Consider the following 21,905-nt stretch of genomic DNA (forward strand, 5'->3'; position numbering starts at 1 on the left):
GGGCGGATCAGGAGAGCAGGGAACGGCCGATGATCTCCTTCATGATCTCGGTGGTGCCGCCGTAGATCGTCTGGATCCGGCCGTCGGTGAACGCCTTCGCGACCGGGTACTCGCTCATGTACCCGTACCCGCCGTGGAGTTGCAGGCAGCGGTCGGCGACGCGCTTCTGCAGCTCCGTCGCCCACCACTTGGCCATGGAGGCGTGCACGGCGTCGAGCGTGCCGGCCGCGTGGTCGGTGATGCAGCGGTCCAGGAACGCGCGGGTCACGGCGCACTCGGTGGCCATCTCGGCGATCTCGAAGCGGACGTGCTGCAGCCTGGCGAGCGGGCGGCCGAACGCCTCGCGCTCCTTGACGTAGGCGGTGGTGATCTCCAGGAGGTGCTCGGCGGCGGCGATCCCGGCCACGGCGATGTTCATCCGCTCCTGGGCGAGGTTGGTCATCAGGTGGACGAAGCCGCCGTGGAGCTCGCCGAGGAGGTTCTCCTTGGGCACGCGGACGTCGTGGAAGAACAGCTCGGCGGTGTCCTGCGCCTTCTGCCCGATCTTGTCGAGGTTGCGGCCGCGCTCGAAGCCCGCCATGCCGCGCTCGACGACGAGCAGGCTCAGGCCCTTGGCCCCGCCCTCGGGCGTCGTGCGCGCCACGACGACCACGAGGTCGGCGAGGATGCCGTTGGAGATGAAGGTCTTGGAGCCGTTGAGGAGCCAGTGGTCGCCGCGGTCCTCGGCGGAGGTGCGGATGCCCTGCAGGTCGGAGCCGGCGCCGGGCTCCGTCATCGCTACGGCGGTGATGATCTCGCCCGTGCAGAAGCCGGGCAGCCAGCGGCGCTTCTGCTCCTCGGTGGCGAGGGCCGTCAGATAGGGCCCGACGATGTCGTTGTGCAGCCCGACGGCGAGTCCGGCGGCGCCGGCGCGGGTGAACTCCTCGGTGAGCACCGCGCTGTAGCGGAAGTCGGCGGTGCCCCCGCCGCCGTACTCCTCGGGCACGGCGAGCCCGAGCAGGCCCTGACGGCCCGCCGCCCGCCACGCCTCGCGCGAGACGATGCCGTCGCGCTCCCACTGCGCGTAGTGCGGGGCGACCTCCTTGGTGAGGAAGGTGCGGACCGTCCCGCGGAAGGCTTCGTGGTCGGCGGTGAAGATCTGGCGCTTCATCTGTGCGGGCCCTTCCGGAGGGAGTCGAGGCCGGGGACGTCCCAGTCCCGCGCCACTTCGGCGGTGTCCGCGCCGGGCCGGGCGGGCGGGCGTCGTACGGAGCCTGGGGTTTCGGAGAAGCGCGGGGCGGGGGCGGGCTGGGTGAGGCCCTCGTGCTCGACGAAGGTGCCGCGGGCGGCGAGGTGGGGGTGGGCGGGTGCCTCGCGCAGCGACAGCACGGGGGCGACGCAGGCGTCCGAGCCGTCGAAGACGGCCGTCCACTCGGCGCGGGTGCGCTCCCGGAAGCGGGCGGCGATGGCGGCGCGCAGCTCGCCCCAGCGGGCGGGGTCCTCGCGGGCGGGGGCCGTCTCCGGCAGGCCGAGGAGCTCCATGAACTGCACGTAGAACCGCTGTTCCAGCGCGCCGACCGCCATGTGGCCGCCGTCGGCCGTCTCGTACGTGCCGTAGAAGGGGGAACCGCCGTCGAAGAAGTTGGCCTCGCGCCGGTCCTGCCAGGCGCCGGCCGCCAGCATGCCGTGGAGGAGCGCGGTCAGGTGCGCGGTGCCGTCGACGATGGCGGCGTCGACGACCTGCCCGGCGCCGCCGGCGCGGGCGTGGTGGAGGGCGGCGAGGACGCCGACGACGAGGTAGAGGGCACCGCCGCCGAAGTCGCCGAGGAGGTTGGCGGGGAAGGCGGGCGGGCCGTCGGCCGGGCCGGACAGGCCGAGGGCGCCGGTGACGGCGATGTACGCGATGTCGTGGCCGGCGGTGTCGGCGAGGGGGCCGTGCTGACCCCAGCCGGTCATCCGCCCGTACACGAGGCGGGGGTTGCGGGCGAGGCACGCGTCGGGGCCGACGCCGAGCCGCTCGGCGACGCCGGGGCGGTAGCCCTCGATCAGCACGTCGGCGCGGGCGGCGAGGCCGAGGACCGCGCGCCGGCCGTCCTCGGTCTTGAGGTCGGCCGTCACCGAGCGCTTGTTGCGGTTGGTGACGTCGCGGGAGGGGGCGATGTGCAGGCCCGGGCCGCCGGGCCGGTCCACGCGGACGACGTCCGCCCCGAGGTCGGCCAGCAGCATGGCGGCGAACGGGCCCGGCCCGATGCCTGCGAGTTCGACCACGCGCACGCCCTGCAGCGGACCGCCGGCCGTCCCGGTCATCCGGACCCCCTGTGCGTCGGTGACACGACCCTGTGACATGACCCTCGTGGCACCGCCCCTGCGGCACCACGTCTGTGACACAACTGCTGTAACACTCGCGATGTTAAGAACAGGTTCCAGTTTTCACAAGACCTCGCCTCAACGGGCGTCGAGCTCCGCGACGAGCCGCTTCGGGGCGATGGTCCGGTAGCTCTCCTCCACCCAGTCGCACAGCATGTCCGCCGGGGCGCTCTCCCCGGTGAGCGGGACCGAGACCCAGCCGTGTCTGCCGAGGCCGTACGCCGTGGGCGTCGCACCGGGGACGGCCAGGGCGTGGCCGTGCACCTCCTCGTCCTTGAGCTTGACCGAGATGCCCGGTGACTCGCTGTTCCCCTCGGCACCGAGGAAGACGAAGATCTTCTTGTTGACCTTGACGACGGCGCTCTCCTCCCAGGGGAACTCCTCGACGGCGCCGGGCAGTGAGAGCGCGAATTCCCTGACCTTCGCGCGGGCCTTGAGGGGGACGGACAGGGCCATGGGTGCCTCCGGAAATGTGCGCGTGCGCCGCGTTGCTGTGTTGCCTCGTTGTTGCTGTGTTGCCTCGTTGCCCGTACACGCTAGCCCGCGGGTCTGACATCGCCCGGGATCACACGGACGGGATCACAGCAGCCCGGCCTCCGCCAGGTGGTGCCGCACGGCGTCCACGGCTGTGCCGGGCAAGGGGCGCTGCGGCACGGCCGTCGCCGGGCAGTCGATGACGCCGAGCAGGTGCAGGGCGGCCTTGAAGCCGCCCAGGGCGGACGCGGTCGGGCCCATGTCGCCGTGGCCGCCCGACTCGGCCAGCGCGAACAGGGCCGCGAGCCGGTCCTGTTCGGCGGCCGCCTCGGCCCAGCGGCCGGCCCGGGCGTGCTCGTACAGCCGTACGTAGCCGGCCGGATCCACGTTGCCCAGTCCGGGAACGACGCCGTGAGCACCCGCCAGCAACGCCGCGTCGACCGCCAGTTCGGACCCGGTCAGGACGGCGAAGGCGCCGTCCAGGCCGCGGCGGCGCAGCCCGACGAGGAGCCGGCGCAGCGCGCCGAGGTCGCCGCTGCTGTCCTTGAGCCCGGCGGCGGTCCCGTCCTCGGCCAGGGCGAGGACGGTCGCGGCGTCCAGCTTGGTGTGGACGCACTGCGGGATGTCGTACGCGAGGAGCGGTAGTCCGCCACCCTCACGGATGCGGCGGAAGTGGTCGCGGACCTCCACCGGGTGGGTGGTCACGTAGAAGGGCGCGGTGGCCACGAGCGCGTCCGCGCCCAGCGCGGCGGCCGCGCGCGCGTGGTCCAGGACGCGGGCGGTGGTCATGTCGATGACCCCGGCGAGGACGGGCACCCGGCCGGCGACCGCGTCGACGGCGGCCCGCAGCGCGGTGCGCCGCTGGGCGTCGCTCAGGCAAGCGGTCTCCCCGCTGGACCCGAGAACGAACACGCCGTGCGCGCCGGCCGCGAGCACGTGCTCCACGAGGGACCCCAGCGAGCGGGTGTCGACCTCGCCCGACGGGGTCAGGGGCGTGCAGAGCGGCGGGACGACACCCGACAGGGGAACGGGCAGGCCCATGGCGACCGCCTTTCCGGCGCGATGCGGTGCGCCGAGCCTTCGGAAGGGGCGAGCCCAGTATGTCGGCGCGGTGCCCCGCCGTGGGGCCGCTCCGCCGTCAGGGCGGGGCGCGCGCCCGCTCCTTCAGCCCGCCACCAGCCCCTTCAGCGCGCGGCGGCACAGGGCGTCCGCGGCCCGCGTCGTCTCCGGGAGGCGGTAGGCGGGCGCCAGGGCGAGGGTGTGGGCAGTGGCGTTGTCGAGGCTCGTGCGGTGGCCGACCGAGACGAAGACCGGTTTGACGCCGGGCCGGGTGCGCAGGGCGCGGCCCACTTCCTCGTCGCCGTCGAGGAGGGGCGAGGTGTCGCCCCGGTGGGGCCCGGGGGCGTCGTGGCGGAAGGTGAAGGGGTTCTTGGCGACGCCGATCGTGGGCAGGCCCGTGACGACGCCGAGGTGGCTGGCGAGGCCGAAGCGGCGGGGGTGGGCGAGCCCGTAGCCGTCGCAGACGACCAGGCCGGGGGTGACGCGGAGGCGGTCCAGGGCGGCGAGCACGGTGGGGATCTCGCGGAAGGCGAGCAGCCCGGGGACGTACGGGAAGGCGACCCGGCCGACCGCGGTCGCCTCCTCCACGACCTGCAGGGTGGCCGTGTCCAGGGCGACGGCGGCGGCCACGACGACGTCCCGCTCGTCGTCGTAGGCGACGTCGACGCCGACGGCCACGAGGGGCTCGCCGGGCGGCGGCCCGGGCTCGCCGAGGACGACGCGGCCGCGCAACTCGTCCTGGAGGGCGGCCGCTTCCGCCTCGGTCGTGGGCCAGCCGGGGGGTACGCCGACGGGTTCTGTCTGTTCTGCTGCGCTCATTGTGCGGCCACCGTACCCGGCCCGTAGGCTGGCGATCATGTTCGTACTGGAGCTGACCTACATCGCGCCGATCGAGCGCATCGACGCCGCCCTCCCCGAGCACGTCGCCTGGCTGGACGCGCACTACGCGTCCGGGGTCTTCATCGCCTCCGGGCGCAAGGTGCCGCGCGACGGGGGCGTCATCCTCGCCCTCGGGGACGACCGGAAGAAGATCGAGGAGATCACGAAGAGCGACCCGTTCACCGTGGCGGGGGTGTGCGAGTACACGATCACCGAGTTCATCCCGACGAAGACGGCCCCCGCCCTGGAGGCCTACCGGCAGGAACTGCCGTCCTGACCGCGGTCACTTTCCTGACCGTGCGGTGAGCCGGGCCAGCCTGCCCTTCTCCCCCGCGGCCCAGCAGCCTCCGTCCGGCGCGCAGTCCACGGTGTCGTACGAGCCGGTGCCGAAGCCGCGCCAGGTGCGGCCGCCGTCCGTGGTGACGTCGCTGCCCGTGGGCCCGACGGCGAGCGCCGTGGTGCGGCTGCGGGGCAGCCAGGCGACGCCGGAGCGGTAGGCGCCCGGCGGCCGGGCGGCCGCGGCCCAGGTCGCGCCGCCGTCGCCGCTGACGGCCGCGGCCCGCCCGGACGGCTGCCCGGTGCGGTAGTCGCCGCCGACGGCCAGCCCGTGCGCCCGGTCGCGGAAGGCCAGGCCGAAGACGCCGCGTGCGGGGTCGCCGGCCGGTACGGGCGTGCCGGTGACGGTCCAGGTGCGGCCGCGGTCGGCGGAGTGCAGGACGCGGGAGGACGCGGCGCCGCCGGTGGCGATCCAGGCGTCGCGGCCGCCGGTCCGGCCGCGGGCGGTCACCACGCACTGGCCGCTCGCCGCGAACGCCGCCTCGCCGGGGAGCGCCGCCGGCATGCCCGCGGCGGGCAGGAGGCGCCAGCTACGGCCGCCGTCGCCGGTCGCGAGGACGCGGAACCTGCCGTCCACGGGGTCGCCGAGCGCGATGCCGTGGCGCGCGTCGAAGAAGGCCAGGCAGTCGTAGAACGCCTTCGGGTCGGCGTTACGGAAGGTCTCCGTCCAGGTGGTGCCGCCGTCGTCGGTGCGGAAGACCCGGGAGGCCTCGCCCTCACCGATGGCCAGAACGACGGCGCGCCGCGCGTCGAACGCCTCCACGTCGCGGAACTCGAGGGCGCCGGCGCCGGGCGGCGAGACGTTTCGCCAGCTGCGGCCGGCGTCGCGGGTGAGCAGGACCGTGCCCTTCGTGCCCGCGGCCCAGGCGGTGGTCCGGCTGACAGCCGCGAGGCCCCTGAAGCGGGCGTCGCTGCCGCTGTCCAGGCTCTCCCACGCGGGGGCCTTGCCGGCGGCTTGGGCGGGGGTTGCCACGGGGGCCTTGCCGGCGGCTTGCGCAGGGGCTGCCGCGGTGCCCGCGAGCGCGAGTGCGGTGCCGCACAGGGCGGCGGCGATGGTGCGTAACGTCGTCAGAGTCCGTCTCATGGCGGCGCAAGGTAGCACCTGCGGGGCGGGGGTTCACCGGTTGCGGCGGAGTCCGGCACCGGGTCGGCTCCGCCGGGGTTACGCGGGGATTCCTGCCGCCCGCCGCCGGGAGGCTCTCAGCTGCGGCGAAGTCCGGCACTGCCGGACGACACCGTCGTGGTTGCGCGTTGTTGCGGCGGAGGATTCCTGCCGGCTGCCGCCGGGAGGCTCTCAGCTGCGACTCCGGCACTGTCGGGCGACACCGTCGTGGTTACGCGCCGTTGCGGCGGGAGATTTCTACCGGCTCCAGGCGGGGAAGCTCGGCCCCCACGCACCGGTTTGCGCCGCCGCCGCAGACGCGAAGCCCTCGGCGGGGGTTCACCGGCTGCGGCGAAATCCGGCACCGCCGGTCAGCGCCTTCGTGGTTGCGCGCCGTGGCGGCAGAGGCATTCTGTGGGCCGCGGGCCATCGAGGCGGGCGCATCCGCCCGCCGATGCGGCGACGCCACCGGCCGAAGGCCGCCCCGGCCGGGGGTCCGGGGGTTGCCCCCGGGAATTGCAGTCATCCTTTCGGCCGGGGCCGGAATGGCTGGACGGGCGATCCGCCGCTCCCCCGCCCGCGCCTAGCGTGAAGCGCATGACGCCGACGACGCCGACGCCCATGCCGTTCGCCCCCGCCCGAAGCGCACCCCCGAGCCGGCGTCGCCGCCGGGGCTGGCTGCTGGCCGGGCTGTGCGGGCTGTGGCTGCTGGAGGGCCGGGTGCTGTCCCGGGGGGCGGTCTACCCGGGGCAGACCGCTGCCCACCACGCCCACCTCGTGGTGTGGGCCGCCGGGCTGCTGGTCGTCATGTGCGTGCTGCCGTGGGCGCCGCTCGCCCTGCGGGCCGCGGCGGCCGTGGGCGTGTCCTGGACGGCGACCGGGTACCTGATGGCGGCCGGCCTGCACCTGCCCGTCTGGGGGCTGACGGAGAGCGCCGCCCTGCTCGTCCTGCTCGCCCTGGTGGCGTGGCGGGCGCCGGTGCGGGCCGCCGTGCCGGCGGGCGTCGCCCTGGCCGCCGGGGTCCTGGTGGCCCCGGTGCGCGACATGGAGGTGCCGGGCACGGCCGTCGTCGTCTACGCCCTCGTCGTCGCCGGGGTGACCTCGGCCGGCCTGTGCCTGCGCTACCGTGACGCCGAGCGCGCCCGGGCCGTGGCCGCCGCGCGCGACGCGGAGCGCCTGGAGCTCGCCGGCGAGCTGCAGGACTTCGTCGCCCACCACGTCGCCGCGATGACCCTGCTGGCCAAGGCCACCGGCACCGTCGCCGAGGACGAGCGCGTGGCCGCCTCCCTGCGGGACATCCAGGCGGCCGGCGACGAGGCCCTGACCTCGGCCCGGCGGCTGCTGCGCGTCCTGCACCAGGACGCGCCCCACCGCGCGCCCCTGCCCGGTCTGGACGGGGTGCGCGAGCTGGTAGACGACTTCCGCCGTACGGGGCGGGGGCCCGTACGGGTCGACCTGCACGTCGATCCCGGCTTCGGCGCCGGGCTGCCCCCGGAGCTGGCCGCCTCCGTGCACCGGATCGTCGCCGAGGGGCTGGCCAACGTGGCCAAGCACAGCGCTGAGGCGTCGGCCGTACGCGTGACGCTGCGCGAGGCGGAACGGAGCCTGTTCGTCTCGGTGCGCGACGACGGGGCCGCGGGGCAGCCGGCGCAGTGCTCGCCGGAGGACACCGGCGGGCTGGGTCTGGTCGGGCTGACGGAGCGGGCGGACGCGATCGGCGGGTCCCTGACGGCGGGGCCCGTCCCGGGCGGTGGCTGGGAAGTACTGGCGGTGCTGCCGGTGCAACGGTGAGCAGAGCGCCCAACGAGCAGGGATTTGACGGCTGATACGGCAGTTGTCTTTTCCATTCCAAGGAGAGTGACGCAGCTCACGCTCGAATCATGTGCACTGCAGCGATCGAACCGCCGTCTCTCCTGACGGCGTCTCTCCGGTGGGCGGCCCCTTCCGGGGCCGGCCGGCAGGAGAACCACCGCCGCACCACCACCGCAAGGCCCCGCACCACCGCAAGGAACCGCACGTCACCGCACGGAACCGCACCACGTCACAGCGATCGCGAGGGAGCACGCGTTGTCCACTGTCATCGACCAGGCTGTCCAGGCACGGCTCATTGCGTCGGCCCCACAGGACCGCGCCGTCCCCGCGCAGCTGCGCTACGAACCCTCCGATCCCTTCGCCGTGCACATCGGCTTCCCCGCCGCGGCCTCCCTCGACGGGGCCGACGTGGAATGGGTCTTCGCCCGCGAGACGCTCGCCTGCGGCCTGATCGCGCCGACCGGGGGCGGCGACGTCCACGTGTGGCCGTGCGGGCCGGACCGCACGGTGCTGGAGTTCCACGCCGTCGAGGGCGTGGCCATGGTGCAGATCGACACGTCCGAACTGCGGCGCTTCCTCGCGCGCTCCTACGCGCTGGTGCCCGCCGGCAGCGAGGGCGGGCACCTGGACGTGGAGGGCGACCTGGCGGCGCTGCTGCGGGACGCCTGACGCCGGCGGAGGGGCGTCAGGTGACGTAGCCGCGTGGACGTCAGGGCACGTACGCGGTCCAGTCGGTCCCGGGGAGCTCGTGGGCGCGCCAGGTGCGGGCGTACGGCGGGAGGTAGGCGTCGGCCGGGTCGTAGAGGACGGCCATGGGCATGCGGCGCGCGGTACGGGCCAGGGCGGCGTCCGTCGTCGAGCGGTTGTTGCCCATGGTCTGGGCGGAGGCGCAGCCCGCCGCGTAGGCGACGGGCTGCGCCCGGGGGCCCGTGACCGTGCACGGGGCGGACAGGCCGAGGCGCCGCAGGCCCTCGGCCGCGCGCCGGTAGCGGACGGCGGTGTCCCGGGCGTCGGCGGTGTTGACGCGCAGCTCCTTCAGCTGCACCGAGAGGTGGGCGGCGAGGACCGCGCACAGCACCGCGGCCACCGCCCACCGCCGCGGCCCGGCGCGGAAGGCGGCCGGCGCGCGGGCTGCGAGGTCCGCCACGGGCAGGGCCAGCAGGGCGTAGGCGGGGAGCAGGAAGCGGGGCGCGGAGTAGTCGAGCAGGAGCAGGTACGGGGCGGCGAGGGAGAGCGCGCAGGCGGCGGGGAGCAGGACGGCGGCCCGGGTGTCGCTCCCGGCCCGGCTGTCGCTCGCGGCCCGCGTGTCCCTCCGCAGGGCCAGGGTGCAGGCCGCCGCCACCAGGACGGGGAGCAGCAGCCACCACAGCGAGTGCGTGAGGGACGGGTTCGCGATGCGGCAAGGGCGGCAGAGCTGGGGGCCGTTGAGGCTGCGGCGGGCGGCGGTCAGGCCCGCGCCCAGGTGCGCGCCCATGCCGCCCTCGGTGTCGCTGGAGTCCGCGAGCCGCCGCGCGATGCCGCCGAAGCGGACGTACGCCTCCACGGTCCACTGCGCGCCGCCCGCCACGAGCCCGCCGAGGACCGCCGCGACGACGCGGGGGCGGCGCCAGGCGCGTACGGTCGCGCAGGTCGCGAGCAGCGGCAGGGCGAGCCAGACGGCGTCCGGGGCACGGAGGAGGGCGGCAGCGGCGAGGGCGGCGGCGAGGCCCGCGAGGGTACGGCCGTCAGCGCTGTTGCGGGCCTGGACGAAGAAGCCGGTCGCGGCGACCGCGGCGAGGGCGATCCAGAGGTTCGGCATCACCTCGGGCCCGCTGAGGACCGTGATCCACAGCCCGGCGAAGAGGGCCGCCGCGAGCGCCGTACGCCCCCTGCCGAGCAGGGGCCGCCAGACCGCGAACGCCCCGTACAGGGCCGCCGACGACAGCAGCGCCAGTGTCACGCGCAGGGCCGTCGTGGACGGGGTGAGTGCCACGACCGGTGCCGCGAGGAAGCTGATGCCGCGCGAGCGCGGGGCGCTGAAGTACGCCGCGGGGCTGCGCGGGTCGACCTGGGAGAGGTAGACGCTCTCGTCCCAGCCGAGGTCCATGTGCGCGACGGCGTAGCACAGTTGCAGCACGGCGTAGGCGGCGGCGACGGCCGCGAGGGGAGGGACGATACGGCGCATGCCCCTTCTTCTACCGCATTCTTCTATGCGTCCGGCTGTCTCCGGGCCGCGGATGCCCGCTCGTACGAGGCGGCGATCTCCGCCTCCGCGGCGGCGCGGTCGGCCCAGCGGGCGCCGTCGCCCACGGACTTGCCGGGTTCGAGCTCCTTGTACACCTCGAAGAAGTGCTGGATCTCCAGCCGGTCGAACTGTGGAAGGTGCCGCAGGTCCCGGACGTGCTCGTGGCGGGGGTCGCCCGCGGGCACGCACAGCACCTTGTCGTCCTCGCCCTGCTCGTCGCGCATCCGGAACATCCCGACGGCCCGGCAGCGGATGACGACGCCCGGGAACGTGGGCTCGCCGGCGAGCACGAGGGCGTCGAGGGGCTCTCCGTCCGCGCCGAGGGTCCGCTCGATGTAGCCGTAGTCGGCGGGGTAGCGGGTCGAGGTGAACAGCAGCCGGTCCAGCCGGATGCGGCCGCGGTCGTGGTCCATCTCGTATTTGTTGCGGCTGCCTTGCGGGATCTCCACGACGACGTCGAACTCCACGGGGCACCTCCGGTGGGGGTCGGCCGGGCGAGGGGCCCATCGTGTCGTGGTTCGGCCGGAGTGGCCATACCTCCTCGCGGAGGGGGCGTGTGCGTGTGCGTGCGCTGGACACGTACGAACGACGGCCGGCCCCGGCACCGCCGGACTGCGCCGTACGAACTGATCGCCGTTGCGGCGGAAGGAACTTCCCGGACCGTAACCCTTCTTCCGCCGCGGCGGCGATCAACCACCGCCACGCGGCCCGGCGGCGCCCGACCGGCAAGCCCCCGCAGACAGCCCCTACGGCACCGCCGAAATGCGCCATACCAACTGATCACCGTCGCGGCGGAAGAGACAGCCGGAGCGCCGCGAAGACGTATCGAGAGCCCGGCGTTCGGGCCCGCGGCCCGGCACGCGTCGCCGGGAGGAATCACCCGCCGCGACGGCGATCAGCCACCGCGGCGCATCCCGGCGGTGCCGAACCGCCCGGCGCCCGTACGTGCCCCGCACTGCCCGCGTGCGTCACGCAGTGGCGGGCCCGCGGCACCGTGGGGCGGGCCCGCACCGTGATCGTGGCTTCCCGGTCCGGGGGGAGACGGCTCAGGGTCACCACGCCCGCCGTGGCGAACGCGCCGGCCAGCGTGGCGAGGACGCCGCCCACCGCCCCGTAGCGAAAGGTTTCGCCGAGCACTGCCGTCCCGACGGCCGCGGCAACCACGGGGTTCACGATCGTCACCGTGGCGAGCGGCGCGGCCAGGCCCGCGCCGCGGTAGGACGCCTGGGACAGGAGCATGCCCGCCGAGGCGAGGACGGCGGTGGCGAGGAGCGTGGGGACCAGGGAGCCCGTCTCGTGCGAGGTCCAGTCCTCGGCGGCGGCCTTGGTGAAGACGGAGCCCATGCCGAACGCGGCGCCGGCGGCCGCGGCCAGCGCCACCCCCCGTACGACGGCCCGCCGCGCCCGCCGCGCGCCGAGCGCCAGGACCGCGGCCCCGGTCAGCACCGCGGCCGCGAGGAGGGGCCGCTGCGCGGCGTCGAGGGTTTCGGTGCGCGGCGGCCCGGTGAGGGTCAGGAGCCCGGCGAGGCCGCCGGTCGCGAGGAGGGCGCCGCGCCAGCCGGCCGGGCCGACGGGTCTGCGGGCGAACACCGCCGCCATGGGCAGCGCGAAGACGATCGTGAGCGCGCCGAGGGGCTGGACGAGGCTCAGCGGCCCGTAGGCGAGCGCCACGACGTGCAGCCCCGCGCCGAGCCCGGTCAGGGCGACCGCGCCCCACCAGCCGGGCCGCCGCAGCGGGCCGCGGGCCCCGGGCCCGTCGGCCGTCGTGGCGGCGACCCGCTCCTGCACGATGGCCGCACCCGCGTAGGCCACTGCCGACACCAGGCAGAGCAGGACCGGCAGCAGGAGCGCACTCATGCCCTCCACGATGCCTCGCCGCGCCGGATCCGTCGTCGTCCCGGGGGACGGACCTGCGTCTCCTACCAGCGGAGTACGGGGTACCTGAGACGTACGGGCAAGCAGCCGGCCCCGGCGTCCGCCGGCGGTTACTCCCGCGGGAGTAACAACCACCCCGTTGCACCCGGCGGATTAGCTTCCGCTTCGGTCTGCGGGCCGACGCACCGGGCGCTTCGCGCCGGAACCCTGGAAGGGTCAGCGAACTCCGGCTTCGAGGAGGCGGCGAGCACATGGCCCCGGCGGCGGACACGCAAGCGAAGGAGGGCCGGTCGCGACCGGCCGGCGAAGGAAAGGCAAGGCGGCGCGCCCTCCCCTGGGCGGTGATCGCCCTGTGGATCGTGATCCTGGCGGTCACCGCTCCCTTCGCCGGAAAGCTCGGCGGCGCCGCGCGGGACCGTCCCGTGGACTACCTGCCGGCCAGCGCCGAGTCCACCCGGGTCGAGCACCTGCTGCAGAAGCTGCCGGGCGGCAACACCTCCGACGCGCTGCTGGTGTACCACCGCGACGGCGGGCTGCGGCCCGCGGACACCAAGGCGGCGCAGGAGCACCTGAAGAAGATCGCGGGGCGCTACGAACTGCGCGGCGGCGACAAGCCGCCCACCGTCGTCTCCAAGGACGGCGCCACGTCGATGACCGCGCTGTCGGTGAGCGGCCTGGCGGACGCCTCCGCGCAGGGCAAGGCGGTCGACGGCATCCGGGACATCGTCAAGGAGGACAAGCCCGGGGGCCTGAAGGCCGAGCTCGGCGGGCAGGTCGCCCTGATGTCCGATCAGAACGAGGTCTTCCAGTCCATCGACGGCGTGCTGCTGCTGGGCACCGCGGGCGTCGTGGCGGTCCTGCTGATCCTCATCTACCGCAGCCCGTTCCTGTGGCTGGTGCCCCTGGCGGTGGTCGGTGTGGCCGCCTCGGCCGCGATGGCCGGCGTCTACGGGCTGATCAAGGCGTTCGACCTGACGGTGACGACGATGAGCACGTCCGTGATGACGGTGCTCATCTTCGGCGCGGGCACCGACTACGCCCTGCTGCTGGTGGCCCGCTACCGCGAGGAACTGCGCCACATCGAGCAGCCCTACGACGCGATGAGGTCCGCGATCCGCGGCTGCGGCCCGGCCGTCCTCGCCTCGTCCGGCACGGTCATTGCGGGCCTGATGTGCCTGATGGCGGCGGACCTCAACAGCAGCAGCGGCCTCGGCCCGGTGGGCGCGGTGGGCGTCTTCTGCGCGCTGACGGCCATGATGACGCTGCTGCCGGCGGTGCTGGTCCTGCTGGGCCGCCGCGTGTTCTGGCCGATCGTCCCGGTGTACGGGACCGAGGCCGTGCACCGGCGTTCGCTGTTCGCGGCGATGGGCAACTCCGCGTCCCGCCGCCCGGGCCTGGTGCTGCTGTGCGGCGTCGCGGCGCTCGTCGCCCTGTCGGTCGGCGCGGTGAAGCTGCCGGGCACGCTGAAGCAGGAGGACGCGTTCCTCAAGAAGCCCGACTCGGTCACCGCGATGCGCACGGTCGCGACCGCGTTCCCCGACGCCAGCAGCCTGCCGATCACGGTGGTCACGCGCACCGCGCAGGCCGGCGAGGTGGAGAAGGCCGTCAAGGCCACCAAGGGCGTGGCCACGGTGCAGCCGGGCCGCAGCGGCGAGGAGCGCACCGAACTGCAGGTGTTCTCCGTGGCGAAGCCCGAGTCGGCCGGCGAGAAGAAGACCATCGGCGCGCTGCGGGACGCGGTGCACGGCATCAAGGGCGCGCAGGCGATCGCCGGCGGTCCGACGGCCCAGCAGATGGACCTCGACACCACGAACGCCGACGACCGGCGCAAGGTGATCCCGCTGGTGCTGGTCGCGGTGATGATCGTGCTGATCGCCCTGCTGCGCAGCCTGGTGGCGGCGGCGGTGCTCGTGCTCGCCGTGATCGCCTCGTGGGGCGCGGCGATGGGGCTCAGCGGGCTGGTGTTCGGCCCGGCGCTCGGCTACAAGGGGCTCGATCCGAGTCTGCCGCTGCTGACGTTCGTCTTCCTCATCGCGCTCGGCGTCGACTACGGCATCTTCCTGATGCACCGGGCGCGCGAGGAGCGGCTGAAGGGGGCGGGGCCGCAGGAGGCGGCGCTCACCGCGCTGCGCACGACGGGCGGGGTCATCACCTCGGCGGGCATCGTGCTGGCGGCCACGTTCGCCGTGCTGGCGACGCTGCCGCTGGTGGCGCTGGTAGAGATGGGCTTCATCATCGCGGTCGGGGTGCTGCTGGACACCTTCCTGGTCCGTACCTATCTGGTCACCTCTGCAAGCCTGTTGCTGAAGAGGTGGATGTGGTGGCCCGGGAAGCTCTCCCGGGGTTCCATGGAAACGTGATGCCGTCCCGGGACCCCGTTGCCCCCATGATCGCGCGACTGCTGCTGCCGCGGCACGCGATCGCACGACGCAGTGTCCTGCTGCAGGACTTCGGCATAGCGCTGACCGTGCTCGCCGTGCAGAGCGTGCTGTTCGTCGTCACCTCGCGGCGGTCGCTGGACCTCCCGGGCTGGGCCCTCCTCACCGGCGCCGCGCTGTCGCTGACCGCGCGGCGCCGGGCGCCGTGGCTCACGGTGCTCGCGGTGGCCTGCATGAACGGCCCGTTCTACCTGCTGGGCTACCCGCGGGCGGCGGTGCTGCCCGCGGGTCTGGTGGCGCTGTGCACGCTCGCCGTGGTGGGGCCGCCGCGGCGCAGCTTCCTCACCCTGGGCGGCATCTACGGCGTGGCGACCGCCGTGATGCTGCTCCTGGGCAAGGGCCACGAGATCCTGCCGACGCTGGTGAGCGCGGGCTGGATCGCCGACGTCGTCCTGATCGGGGAGGCGGTGCGCCTGCACCGCAACTACGTCGGGGCGATCGTGGAGCGTGCGGAGCGCGCCGAGCGCACGCGGGAGCGGGAGGCGGCGCGCAGGGTCGCGGAGGAGCGCGTGCACATCGCGCGCGACCTGCACGACCTGCTGGCCCACAGCATCACCCTGATCGGCGTGCAGACCGCGGTCGCGGCCCACGTCCTGGTCGCCGACCCCGAGCGGCTCGACCGCACGGCGCTCGCCAAGGCGCTGGACGGCATCGCCGACACGTGCCGGGACGCCCGCGCGGAGCTGCGCGCGACGCTGGAGGTGCTCCGCGGGAACGATTCAGCGGCGTACGGGCCGCTGCCGGGGCTCGACGGGCTGCCCGACCTGGCGCGGGCCGCGGAGGCGGCGGGCGCGCGGGTGAGCCTGAAGGTGCACCTGGGACCGGTGGAGGCGGCCACGGAGCGCAACGGCACCGCCGCCGAAGACGCGGCAACGGCCGTCCTGGCCCCGGCTGTCGGGGCCGCCGCGTACCGTATCGTGCAGGAGGCGCTCACCAACGCGGTCCGCCACGGCGGGCCCGCGGTCCGCGTCTGGGTGACGGTGGCGCGCGGAGAGGGCGACGGCGCCCTGCGGGTCACCGTGCTCGACGACGGCGGCGCGGAGGCTCCGGTGCGGGCCGCCGTGCCGGGGAACGAGCCGAACGGCACCGGCGGATACGGCATCGTCGGCATGCGCGAGCGCGCCCGCAGCGTCGGCGGCGGGCTGCAGGCCGGCCCGCGGCCGGGCGGCGCCGGGTTCGCGGTCGCCGCCGTCCTGCCGACCGCCCCCGTGGACGGGGCCGTCTTCACGTGAACCCCCGCGCACCGGCGCGTGCACCCGTCAGTGAAACGACCCGCCTCCGTCCCCGGGGCGCGGGTCCCACCCCGAAGGATGGCCGATGACCTCAGCACCGAGTCCGGCGGCACCGTGCTCCCCCGGGGGGAGGATCCGCCGATGAGCACGCCGCAGCAGCCGATCCGGGTCCTGCTCGCCGACGACCAGCGGCTCGTCCGCTCCGCCTTCGCCATGCTGGTGGACACCGCCCCGGACATGGAGGTCGTGGGCGAGGCGGGCACGGGCCGGCAGGCCGTCGAGCTGGCCCGCAGCGCCCGCGCCGACCTGGTGGTGATGGACATCCGGATGCCGGATCTGGACGGCATCGAGGCGACCCAGCGCATCGCCGCCGACGAGGACATGGCAGGCGTGAAAGTGCTCGTCCTGACGACGTACGACACCGACGAGTACGTCATCGATGCGCTGCGGGCGGGCGCCTCCGGATTCCTGGTGAAGGACACCCGGCCGGCGGCGCTCCTGGAGGCGATCAGGACCATCGCCGCCGGGGAGGCGCTCCTGTCGCCCGGCCCGACCTCGCGGCTGATCGCCCGGGTGCTGCGGGCGCCGCGGGCGGACATCCCGGCGAGCTTCGTCACAGGCGGCCTGGCGGTGCTGTCGGTGCGCGAGCGGCAGGTGCTGACGCTGGTGGCCCGGGGCCTGAACAACGCCGAGGTGGGCGACGTGCTGGGGCTCAGTCCCCTGACCGCCAAGACCCATGTCAGCCGCATCATGGGCAAGCTGTGCGCCCGCGACCGGGTGCAGCTGGTCATCGCCGCGTACGAGGCGGGCCTGGTGACGCCGGGCTCGGCGCCGGGCGGTGCCTTCGGGAACGGCGTCTGCTCTTCCTGAAGCCGGACTGAAGAAAACGGACACCGCACCTACGCCGTGCTGCCGACCGGGGCGCAACGGCGCCGTCCTCCGTGCGTTGACGCCGCGTTGAGCCGGGCGGGCCCGCTCCTCAATGAACGTACGGGGCGGGCGCCCGGCTCCGCCATCCGTTGAGGGCGGAAAGGGGCCGGGGGATGGATGACGGCAGTTGTTCCGCGTTGCGAGGATTGGGCGCTGAAAGGGGGAAAAGCCGGTACCGGCTTCTGTTCTGATCTCCGGCGGAAACCGCTGTGTGGGGGAATTTCGTGCAAATTGAAATACTCGGTCCGGTGCGCGTCAGCGCTGCGGAGAGGAGCAGTGACATTCGGGCCAGCAAGGTCCGGTCCATGCTCGCGACCCTCGCCCTCCGGGCGGGGCGGGCGGTGTCGCACACGGAGCTCGTCGACGAGCTGTGGTGCGGTTCGCCCCTCGGCAATCCCCGCAACGCCCTGCAGGCGCAGGCGACCAGGGTGCGCAAGGTACTCGAGGCACACACTCCGATGCACCGCACGACCGTCCTGCGGTCCGTGCCGAACGGCTACCTGCTGGACGTGTCGGCGGAATGCGTCGACGCCAACAGATTTCTCGATCTCGCCTCCCGCGGCGGAGCCGCGCTGACCACCGACCCCGAGCGGGCGGCGAGGTTGCTGGAGACCGGTCTGCGGCTGTGGCGCGGCCCGGCACTGTTCGACGCCGGGGAGGGGCTGCGGTGCGCGAGCGCCGCGACCCTCTTCGAGGAGCGCCGGCTGACCGCGTGGGAAGACCTGGTGAGCGCCCGCCTGGTGCTCGGCAGCAACACCCAGGTGATCGCCGAACTGCAGCAGCTCGTCGCGCAGCACCCGCTGCACGAGCGGTTCTGCGAGCTGCTGATGCTCGCCCTGTACCGGTCGGGGCGGCAGAGCGAGGCTCTGGAGCGCTTCCGGCTCACCCGGAAGCGGCTGGACGAGCAGCTGGGCATCCAGCCGGGTGCCGGGCTGCAGCGCCGGCACGCCGAGATCCTGGCCCAGGACCCCGGGCTGGCCCAGCCGGGAGCGCTGGCGCCCGTCCGCCGGGTCACCACGGGCGTGTGAGTTCCGGTGCCCGGGGATTCCGCCGGACCCTGACCGCTGTGGTCCCCGCGGTTGCGGCGGGCACGTTCTTTCGCCGCAACGGCGGGACCCGCGAAGGCGCGGGCCGGCGGGGCCGCACCACATCCTTCGCCCGGCCACCGCTGCCGGGCGGGCCGAGAACACCTGGAGTCGTTCCGACATGCACTCCGAGTTCGACGCGCGCGGTGCCGCAGGCACCGCGCGCGCACACCATGACGAACCCGTCGCGATCGTCGGCATCGCGGCGCTCTACCCGGGCGTACAGGGAGCCGACTCCTATTGGAGGCATCTGACCGAACCACTGCCACCGCCCGGGGCGGCGGCCCCGTCGCTCGCGGACATCGAGGTCGACGTCGCGCAGTTCGGCATTCCGCCCGCCCAGGCCGGCGCGCTGACGCGGATGCAGCTGCTGATGCTGGAGGCGGCCCGGGAGTGCCTGGAGGACGCCAAGGCCGGCGACCGGACGCTGCAGGCCGAGCGGACGGACGTGGTGGCCGGGGTCTGTGCGGGCCTCGACCGGCAGTACGCCAACGCCCTGCGCGTCGAGGGCAGCCGGTACGCCCGCGAGCTGGAGCGGGCGCTGACCGCACCGGAGTTCGGCGGCTCGGCCCGTACGGCCGCGCAGGCCGCCGACGAGCTGCGCACCGCCCTCGTACGGCGCCTCGGGGCGTCGCCGCACGACCGGGTCGGGGAGATGGCCAGCACCATCCCGGCCCGGATCGCGAGCGCCTTCAAGCTGCGGGGCCGCACCCTGGCCCTGGAGTCGGCCGACGCGACGTCGTTCCTCGCGCTCGCCCACGCCCTGGACAGCCTGCGCGGCGGCCTGTCGGAGGCCGTTCTGGTGGTCACGGGCCAGCGCGAGGAGGGCCCGTTCCTGCGGGCGGCGCTCGCGGCGAAGGGCCTCGTCGCCGACCGGACGCGGCCGTTCGCCGCGGACGGCTGCGGCTTCGCGCTCGGCGAGGGCGTGGGCGCGCTGCTGCTCAAGCGGCTGTCGTCCGCCGTCCGCGACGGGGACCGCGTCTACGCGACCGTCCGCGGCTGTGCGGTGCGCCACGAGGGTCGCCCGGGCGTGTTCCGCTACTCCACGTCCGTGGAGCGGCGCGCCGGGACGGCCCGCGCCGCGCTGGACGCGTGCGGCGCGGCGCCGGCATCCGTCGGCTACGTGGAGTGCGGCGGCTACGGCGTGGCGCACGAGACGCGCGCCGAACTCGCCGCGCTGAAGGCGGTGTACGCAGGGGCCGGTGCCGGCTCCGTGGTGGTGGGCAGCGTGCGCGACCGGCTCGGGCACACCTTCGCCAACGCGGGCCTGGCGAGCGTCACCAAGGCGGCGCTGGCCCTGTACCACCGGCGCCTGCCGCCCGGGCTCGCGCCCGCGCCCGGCCCTCCGTTCCGTACGCTGCCGGAGCCGCGGAAGTGGCACCAGGAGGCGGGCGCCGGGCCGCGCCGGGCCACGGTCAGCGGTGCGTCGCTGACCGGCACGCTCTGCCACCTCGTCCTGGAGGAGCACGACCCGGACACCGCCGCGGCGGCTGCGGAGCGTCCGCGGACCACACGTGTCTCGGTCGCCCCGGAGCCCATCGCCATCGTGGGCTACGGGGGCCGCTTCGGGGACGCGCCCGACGCCGACGCGTTCTGGGCCGCCATGCTCACCAGCGAGAGCCGCATCGGGCCACTGCCGGAGTCCCTCCTCGACCGCGAGCTCTACTACGAGCCGGGCAAGCTGAGCCTCACGCGCAGCTACACCGACCAGGGCTCGCCCCTGGAGGTGCCGGCGGCGCCCCCGGAGGGGCTGCGCATCCCGCCGCGCCGCTGGGCGGCCATGGACGCCGCGCAGCGCGTGGCCCTGTCCGTGGCCGGCGAGCTCATGGCGCGCCGCGGCCCGGCCGCCCCCGCGCTGCGCGGGCCGGGCCTGGTCGCGACGGGCACCAACCTGAGCCTGTCCCGGGAGCGGCGCGCGGCCGCGGGGCTGGCCCTGGGCGAGGTGGAGTCGGCCGTGGGCGGGCTCGCCGCGCTCGGCCGGCTGGACGCGACCGAGACGGCGACCCTGCTCGACCTGGTCCGCGAGCGGTACGCGGCGGGGCCGGCCCCGCGCGCGCCGGAGGACCTCGACGGCTGCCTGGCCGGCGGCGTCGCGGCCGTGATCGCGGGCGAGTACGGCCTGGACGCCGTGCCGCTGGGGATCGAGGCGGCGTGCGCGTCGTCGCTCGCCGCGCTGGACGTGGCGGTGGGCCGGCTGCGCTCCGGCAGCGTGGACTACGCGCTGGCGGGCGGCGTCGAACTGCCCTGTAACGCCCGGGACATGGTGCTGTGCTCGGCGCTGGGGCTGCTCTCGCACGGGCGGATCACCCCCTTCGACACCGCGGCGGACGGCTTCACGCCGGGCGACGGCTGCGCGCTGTTCCTGCTCAAGCGCTACGCGGACGCCCGGCGCGACGGGGACGCGATCCACGGCCTGCTGTGCGGGATCGGCGCGTCGAACGACGCGAAGTCCCTGATCGCCCCCGACGCGGACGGCCAGGTGCGGGCGATGCGCCAGGCGTTCGGGCAGGCGGGCTTCGAGCCGGCCGACGTGGGCTACCTGGAGGCGCACGGCACGGGCACCCGCGTGGGCGACCGGGTCGAGATCGCCGCGGTCGCGCGGGTGTACGCGAGCCCGCACCGGCGGCGGCCGCTGGAGATCGGCTCCGCCAAGTCGTTCTTCGGCCACACCTTCGCGGCGGCGGGCGCCGCCGGGCTGCTGCGCGCGCTCCACGCCCTGCGGACCGGGGTGCTGCCGGCCAACGCGGGCCTCACCACCGTCAGCCCGGAGCTGGACCTGGACCGCGTGCCCGCGCGCGTCTCCACGGGGACGGGGCCGTGGGTGTCCGCCCCCGGGCGGCCGCGGCGCGCGGGCGTCAGCTCCTTCGGTACCGGCGGCATCAACTATCACGTGCTGATCGAGGAACACCTGGACGGGCCACGATGAACTTCGACTTCGACACCGAGACCGCGGAGATGCGCGACATGGTCGTGCGCTTCGCCCGGCGCGACCTCGGCGACGGCACGGCGGCGTACGACCCGGAGGACTTCCGGCGCCGCTGGCAGCTCGCGGGCAAGCAGGGGCTCACGGGCGCGAGCGTGCCCGCCGCGTACGGCGGCAGCGGGCTCGACGCCGTCACGACCGCGGCGCTGATGGAGGCCCTCGGCTACGGGTGCGCCGACCAGGGCTTCGCGTTCTCCGTCGCCGCGCACCTGTTCGCGGCCGTCATGCCGGTCACCGAGTTCGGCACCGAGGAGCAGAAGCAGCGCTGGCTGCCGCCCCTCGCCTCGGGCGAGGCGATCGCGGCGCACGCCATCACCGAGCCCGAAGCCGGCTCCGACGCCCTGAACCTGCGGACGCGGGCCGAGCGCAAGGGCGACGCGTACGTGCTGAACGGCAGCAAGTGCTTCACCACCAACTCGCCCGTGGCCGACGTGTTCGTCCTGCAGGCGGCGACGTCGCCCGGGGGCGGCTTCTTCGGCCTGACGACCTTCGTCCTGGCGGCGGACACGCCCGGCCTGACGGTGGGGCCGCGCTACGACAAGGCGGGCCTGCGGGGCTCGCCGATGGCGGACGTCTACCTCACGGACTGCGTGGTGCCGGCGGCGGACGTCCTCGGCGAGGAGGGCTCCGGCGCGGGCATCTTCTCCTCGTCGATGAAGTGGGAGCGCACGTGCCTGTTCGCCACCTACCTCGGGGCGATGCAGCGCGTGCTGGAGTCCACCGTGGAACACGCCCGGGAGCGCGAGCAGTTCGGCCGGTCCATCGGCGGCTTCCAGGCCGTCAGCCACCGCATCGTCGACATGACGGTGCAGCTGGAGTCGGCCAGGCTGATGCTCTACAAGGCCGCGTGCGGGCTGGACGCGGGCAGCGACGACGAGATCGCGCCCGCGCTGGCGAAGCTCGCGGTGAGCGAGGCGGCCGTGCGGCTCGGGCTGGACGCCGTGCAGCTGCGCGGCGCGCTCGGGATCCTCGGCGGCGAGGCCGAGACGTTTCTGCGGGACGCCCTGCCCTCCCGCATCTTCTCCGGCACCAACGAGATCCAGAAGAACAATGTCGCCCGCGCACTGGGCCTGGGCGGCCGGCGCTCCCGAAAGCTCCGGCAACGGTGAACCGCATCGGAATACAGAAGG

General features: G+C 74.8%; 18 protein-coding genes. 9 read left to right on the forward strand and 9 right to left on the reverse strand.

The window, feature by feature from the left end; translation table 11 throughout:
* Positions 1-7: 7 nt before the first annotated feature.
* From IF61_RS0119335 to IF61_RS0119355, 5 genes are all read right to left on the reverse strand, one after another.
* Positions 8-1,150, reverse strand: coding sequence for an acyl-CoA dehydrogenase family protein (locus tag IF61_RS0119335; protein WP_030367701.1), 1,143 nt, complete (start codon positions 1,148-1,150; stop codon positions 8-10).
* On the reverse strand, positions 1,147-2,286 hold the full coding sequence (locus IF61_RS0119340) for a CaiB/BaiF CoA transferase family protein (protein ID WP_030367702.1): 1,140 nt from the start codon (positions 2,284-2,286) through the stop codon (positions 1,147-1,149). The genes IF61_RS0119335 and IF61_RS0119340 overlap by 4 nt, the downstream gene beginning before the upstream one ends.
* 138 nt (positions 2,287-2,424) lie before the next feature.
* Entirely contained in the window at positions 2,425-2,802 is a 378-nt protein-coding gene (locus IF61_RS0119345) for an MmcQ/YjbR family DNA-binding protein (protein ID WP_030367703.1), read from the reverse strand.
* A 123-nt stretch (positions 2,803-2,925) separates the two neighbouring features.
* Positions 2,926-3,861 carry a dihydrodipicolinate synthase family protein gene (locus IF61_RS0119350; RefSeq protein ID WP_030367704.1) on the reverse strand — a complete coding sequence of 312 codons (936 nt, stop codon included), beginning with the start codon at positions 3,859-3,861 and terminating at the stop codon, positions 2,926-2,928.
* 123 nt (positions 3,862-3,984) lie between these two features.
* Entirely contained in the window at positions 3,985-4,698 is a 714-nt protein-coding gene (locus tag IF61_RS0119355) for an endonuclease V (RefSeq protein ID WP_030367705.1), read from the reverse strand.
* A 37-nt stretch (positions 4,699-4,735) separates the two neighbouring features.
* On the opposite strand from IF61_RS0119355, the gene IF61_RS0119360 reads away from it, so the two are divergent.
* Positions 4,736-5,035, forward strand: coding sequence for a YciI family protein (locus IF61_RS0119360; RefSeq protein ID WP_030367706.1), 300 nt, complete (start codon positions 4,736-4,738; stop codon positions 5,033-5,035).
* Positions 5,036-5,041: 6 nt separating this feature from the next.
* Here the strand turns inward: IF61_RS0119360 and IF61_RS0119365 are convergent, their stop codons facing one another.
* Positions 5,042-6,178 (reverse strand): WD40/YVTN/BNR-like repeat-containing protein, encoded by a 1,137-nt coding sequence (locus tag IF61_RS0119365; RefSeq protein WP_052392822.1) that lies wholly within the window; start codon positions 6,176-6,178, stop codon positions 5,042-5,044.
* Between the two features lie 615 nt (positions 6,179-6,793).
* Here IF61_RS0119365 and IF61_RS0119370 point away from each other — a divergent pair.
* Both IF61_RS0119370 and ssgD read left to right on the forward strand, forming a co-directional pair.
* Positions 6,794-7,987: a sensor histidine kinase gene (locus tag IF61_RS0119370; protein WP_078660335.1), complete on the forward strand. Its 1,194-nt coding sequence runs from the start codon at positions 6,794-6,796 to the stop codon at positions 7,985-7,987.
* Between the two features lie 276 nt (positions 7,988-8,263).
* A complete protein-coding gene (gene ssgD, locus IF61_RS0119375; RefSeq protein WP_030367709.1) occupies positions 8,264-8,677 on the forward strand; it encodes a spore wall synthesis regulator SsgD in 414 nt (137 codons plus the stop codon).
* A gap of 40 nt (positions 8,678-8,717) precedes the next feature.
* On the opposite strand, the gene IF61_RS0119380 is transcribed toward ssgD, so the two are convergent.
* The 3 genes from IF61_RS0119380 to IF61_RS0119390 all read right to left on the reverse strand — a co-directional run bounded on the left by IF61_RS0119380 (position 8,718) and on the right by IF61_RS0119390 (position 12,089).
* The gene (locus IF61_RS0119380) at positions 8,718-10,172 is read right to left on the reverse strand and encodes a hypothetical protein (protein ID WP_030367710.1); all 1,455 of its coding nucleotides are present in this window, start codon (positions 10,170-10,172) and stop codon (positions 8,718-8,720) included.
* 23 nt (positions 10,173-10,195) lie between these two features.
* Positions 10,196-10,699 carry an inorganic diphosphatase gene (locus tag IF61_RS0119385; RefSeq protein WP_030367711.1) on the reverse strand — a complete coding sequence of 168 codons (504 nt, stop codon included), beginning with the start codon at positions 10,697-10,699 and terminating at the stop codon, positions 10,196-10,198.
* A gap of 409 nt (positions 10,700-11,108) precedes the next feature.
* Complete coding sequence (locus tag IF61_RS0119390; RefSeq protein ID WP_107043079.1) at positions 11,109-12,089, reverse strand: DMT family transporter; 981 nt, start codon at positions 12,087-12,089, stop codon at positions 11,109-11,111.
* A gap of 269 nt (positions 12,090-12,358) precedes the next feature.
* Here IF61_RS0119390 and IF61_RS35340 point away from each other — a divergent pair, with 269 nt between their 5' ends.
* The 6 genes from IF61_RS35340 to redW all read left to right on the forward strand — a co-directional run bounded on the left by IF61_RS35340 (position 12,359) and on the right by redW (position 21,884).
* Positions 12,359-14,467: an MMPL family transporter gene (locus IF61_RS35340; RefSeq protein ID WP_107043072.1), complete on the forward strand. Its 2,109-nt coding sequence runs from the start codon at positions 12,359-12,361 to the stop codon at positions 14,465-14,467.
* Between the two features lie 26 nt (positions 14,468-14,493).
* The gene (locus IF61_RS35345; RefSeq protein WP_052392824.1) at positions 14,494-15,777 is read left to right on the forward strand and encodes a sensor histidine kinase; all 1,284 of its coding nucleotides are present in this window, start codon (positions 14,494-14,496) and stop codon (positions 15,775-15,777) included.
* Between the two features lie 141 nt (positions 15,778-15,918).
* Positions 15,919-16,647: a response regulator gene (locus IF61_RS0119405; RefSeq protein WP_043189911.1), complete on the forward strand. Its 729-nt coding sequence runs from the start codon at positions 15,919-15,921 to the stop codon at positions 16,645-16,647.
* A gap of 365 nt (positions 16,648-17,012) precedes the next feature.
* Positions 17,013-17,735, forward strand: coding sequence for a BTAD domain-containing putative transcriptional regulator (locus tag IF61_RS0119410; RefSeq protein WP_052392825.1), 723 nt, complete (start codon positions 17,013-17,015; stop codon positions 17,733-17,735).
* A 178-nt stretch (positions 17,736-17,913) separates the two neighbouring features.
* On the forward strand, positions 17,914-20,718 hold the full coding sequence (locus IF61_RS0119415) for a beta-ketoacyl [acyl carrier protein] synthase domain-containing protein (protein WP_078660336.1): 2,805 nt from the start codon (positions 17,914-17,916) through the stop codon (positions 20,716-20,718).
* The gene (gene redW / locus IF61_RS0119420; RefSeq protein WP_030367718.1) at positions 20,715-21,884 is read left to right on the forward strand and encodes an L-prolyl-[peptidyl-carrier protein] dehydrogenase; all 1,170 of its coding nucleotides are present in this window, start codon (positions 20,715-20,717) and stop codon (positions 21,882-21,884) included. The genes IF61_RS0119415 and redW overlap by 4 nt, the downstream gene beginning before the upstream one ends.
* Positions 21,885-21,905: the final 21 nt, after the last annotated feature.

The sequence above is a fragment of the Streptomyces roseoverticillatus genome (assembly GCF_000719265.1).
Lineage (GTDB): Bacteria > Actinomycetota > Actinomycetes > Streptomycetales > Streptomycetaceae > Streptomyces > Streptomyces roseoverticillatus.

Coding starts and splice junctions, on each gene's coding strand:
- IF61_RS0119335 (WP_030367701.1), bottom strand. CDS start 1,150: ATGAAGCGCCAGATCTTCACCGCCGACCACGAAGCCTTCCGCGGGACG.
- IF61_RS0119340 (WP_030367702.1), bottom strand. CDS start 2,286: ATGACCGGGACGGCCGGCGGTCCGCTGCAGGGCGTGCGCGTGGTCGAA.
- IF61_RS0119345 (WP_030367703.1), bottom strand. CDS start 2,802: ATGGCCCTGTCCGTCCCCCTCAAGGCCCGCGCGAAGGTCAGGGAATTC.
- IF61_RS0119350 (WP_030367704.1), bottom strand. CDS start 3,861: ATGGGCCTGCCCGTTCCCCTGTCGGGTGTCGTCCCGCCGCTCTGCACG.
- IF61_RS0119355 (WP_030367705.1), bottom strand. CDS start 4,698: ATGAGCGCAGCAGAACAGACAGAACCCGTCGGCGTACCCCCCGGCTGG.
- IF61_RS0119360 (WP_030367706.1), top strand. CDS start 4,736: ATGTTCGTACTGGAGCTGACCTACATCGCGCCGATCGAGCGCATCGAC.
- IF61_RS0119365 (WP_052392822.1), bottom strand. CDS start 6,178: ATGAGACGGACTCTGACGACGTTACGCACCATCGCCGCCGCCCTGTGC.
- IF61_RS0119370 (WP_078660335.1), top strand. CDS start 6,794: ATGACGCCGACGACGCCGACGCCCATGCCGTTCGCCCCCGCCCGAAGC.
- IF61_RS0119380 (WP_030367710.1), bottom strand. CDS start 10,172: ATGCGCCGTATCGTCCCTCCCCTCGCGGCCGTCGCCGCCGCCTACGCC.
- IF61_RS0119390 (WP_107043079.1), bottom strand. CDS start 12,089: ATGAGTGCGCTCCTGCTGCCGGTCCTGCTCTGCCTGGTGTCGGCAGTG.
- IF61_RS35340 (WP_107043072.1), top strand. CDS start 12,359: ATGGCCCCGGCGGCGGACACGCAAGCGAAGGAGGGCCGGTCGCGACCG.
- IF61_RS35345 (WP_052392824.1), top strand. CDS start 14,494: ATGATCGCGCGACTGCTGCTGCCGCGGCACGCGATCGCACGACGCAGT.
- IF61_RS0119405 (WP_043189911.1), top strand. CDS start 15,919: ATGAGCACGCCGCAGCAGCCGATCCGGGTCCTGCTCGCCGACGACCAG.
- IF61_RS0119410 (WP_052392825.1), top strand. CDS start 17,013: ATGCTCGCGACCCTCGCCCTCCGGGCGGGGCGGGCGGTGTCGCACACG.
- IF61_RS0119415 (WP_078660336.1), top strand. CDS start 17,914: ATGCACTCCGAGTTCGACGCGCGCGGTGCCGCAGGCACCGCGCGCGCA.
- redW (WP_030367718.1), top strand. CDS start 20,715: ATGAACTTCGACTTCGACACCGAGACCGCGGAGATGCGCGACATGGTC.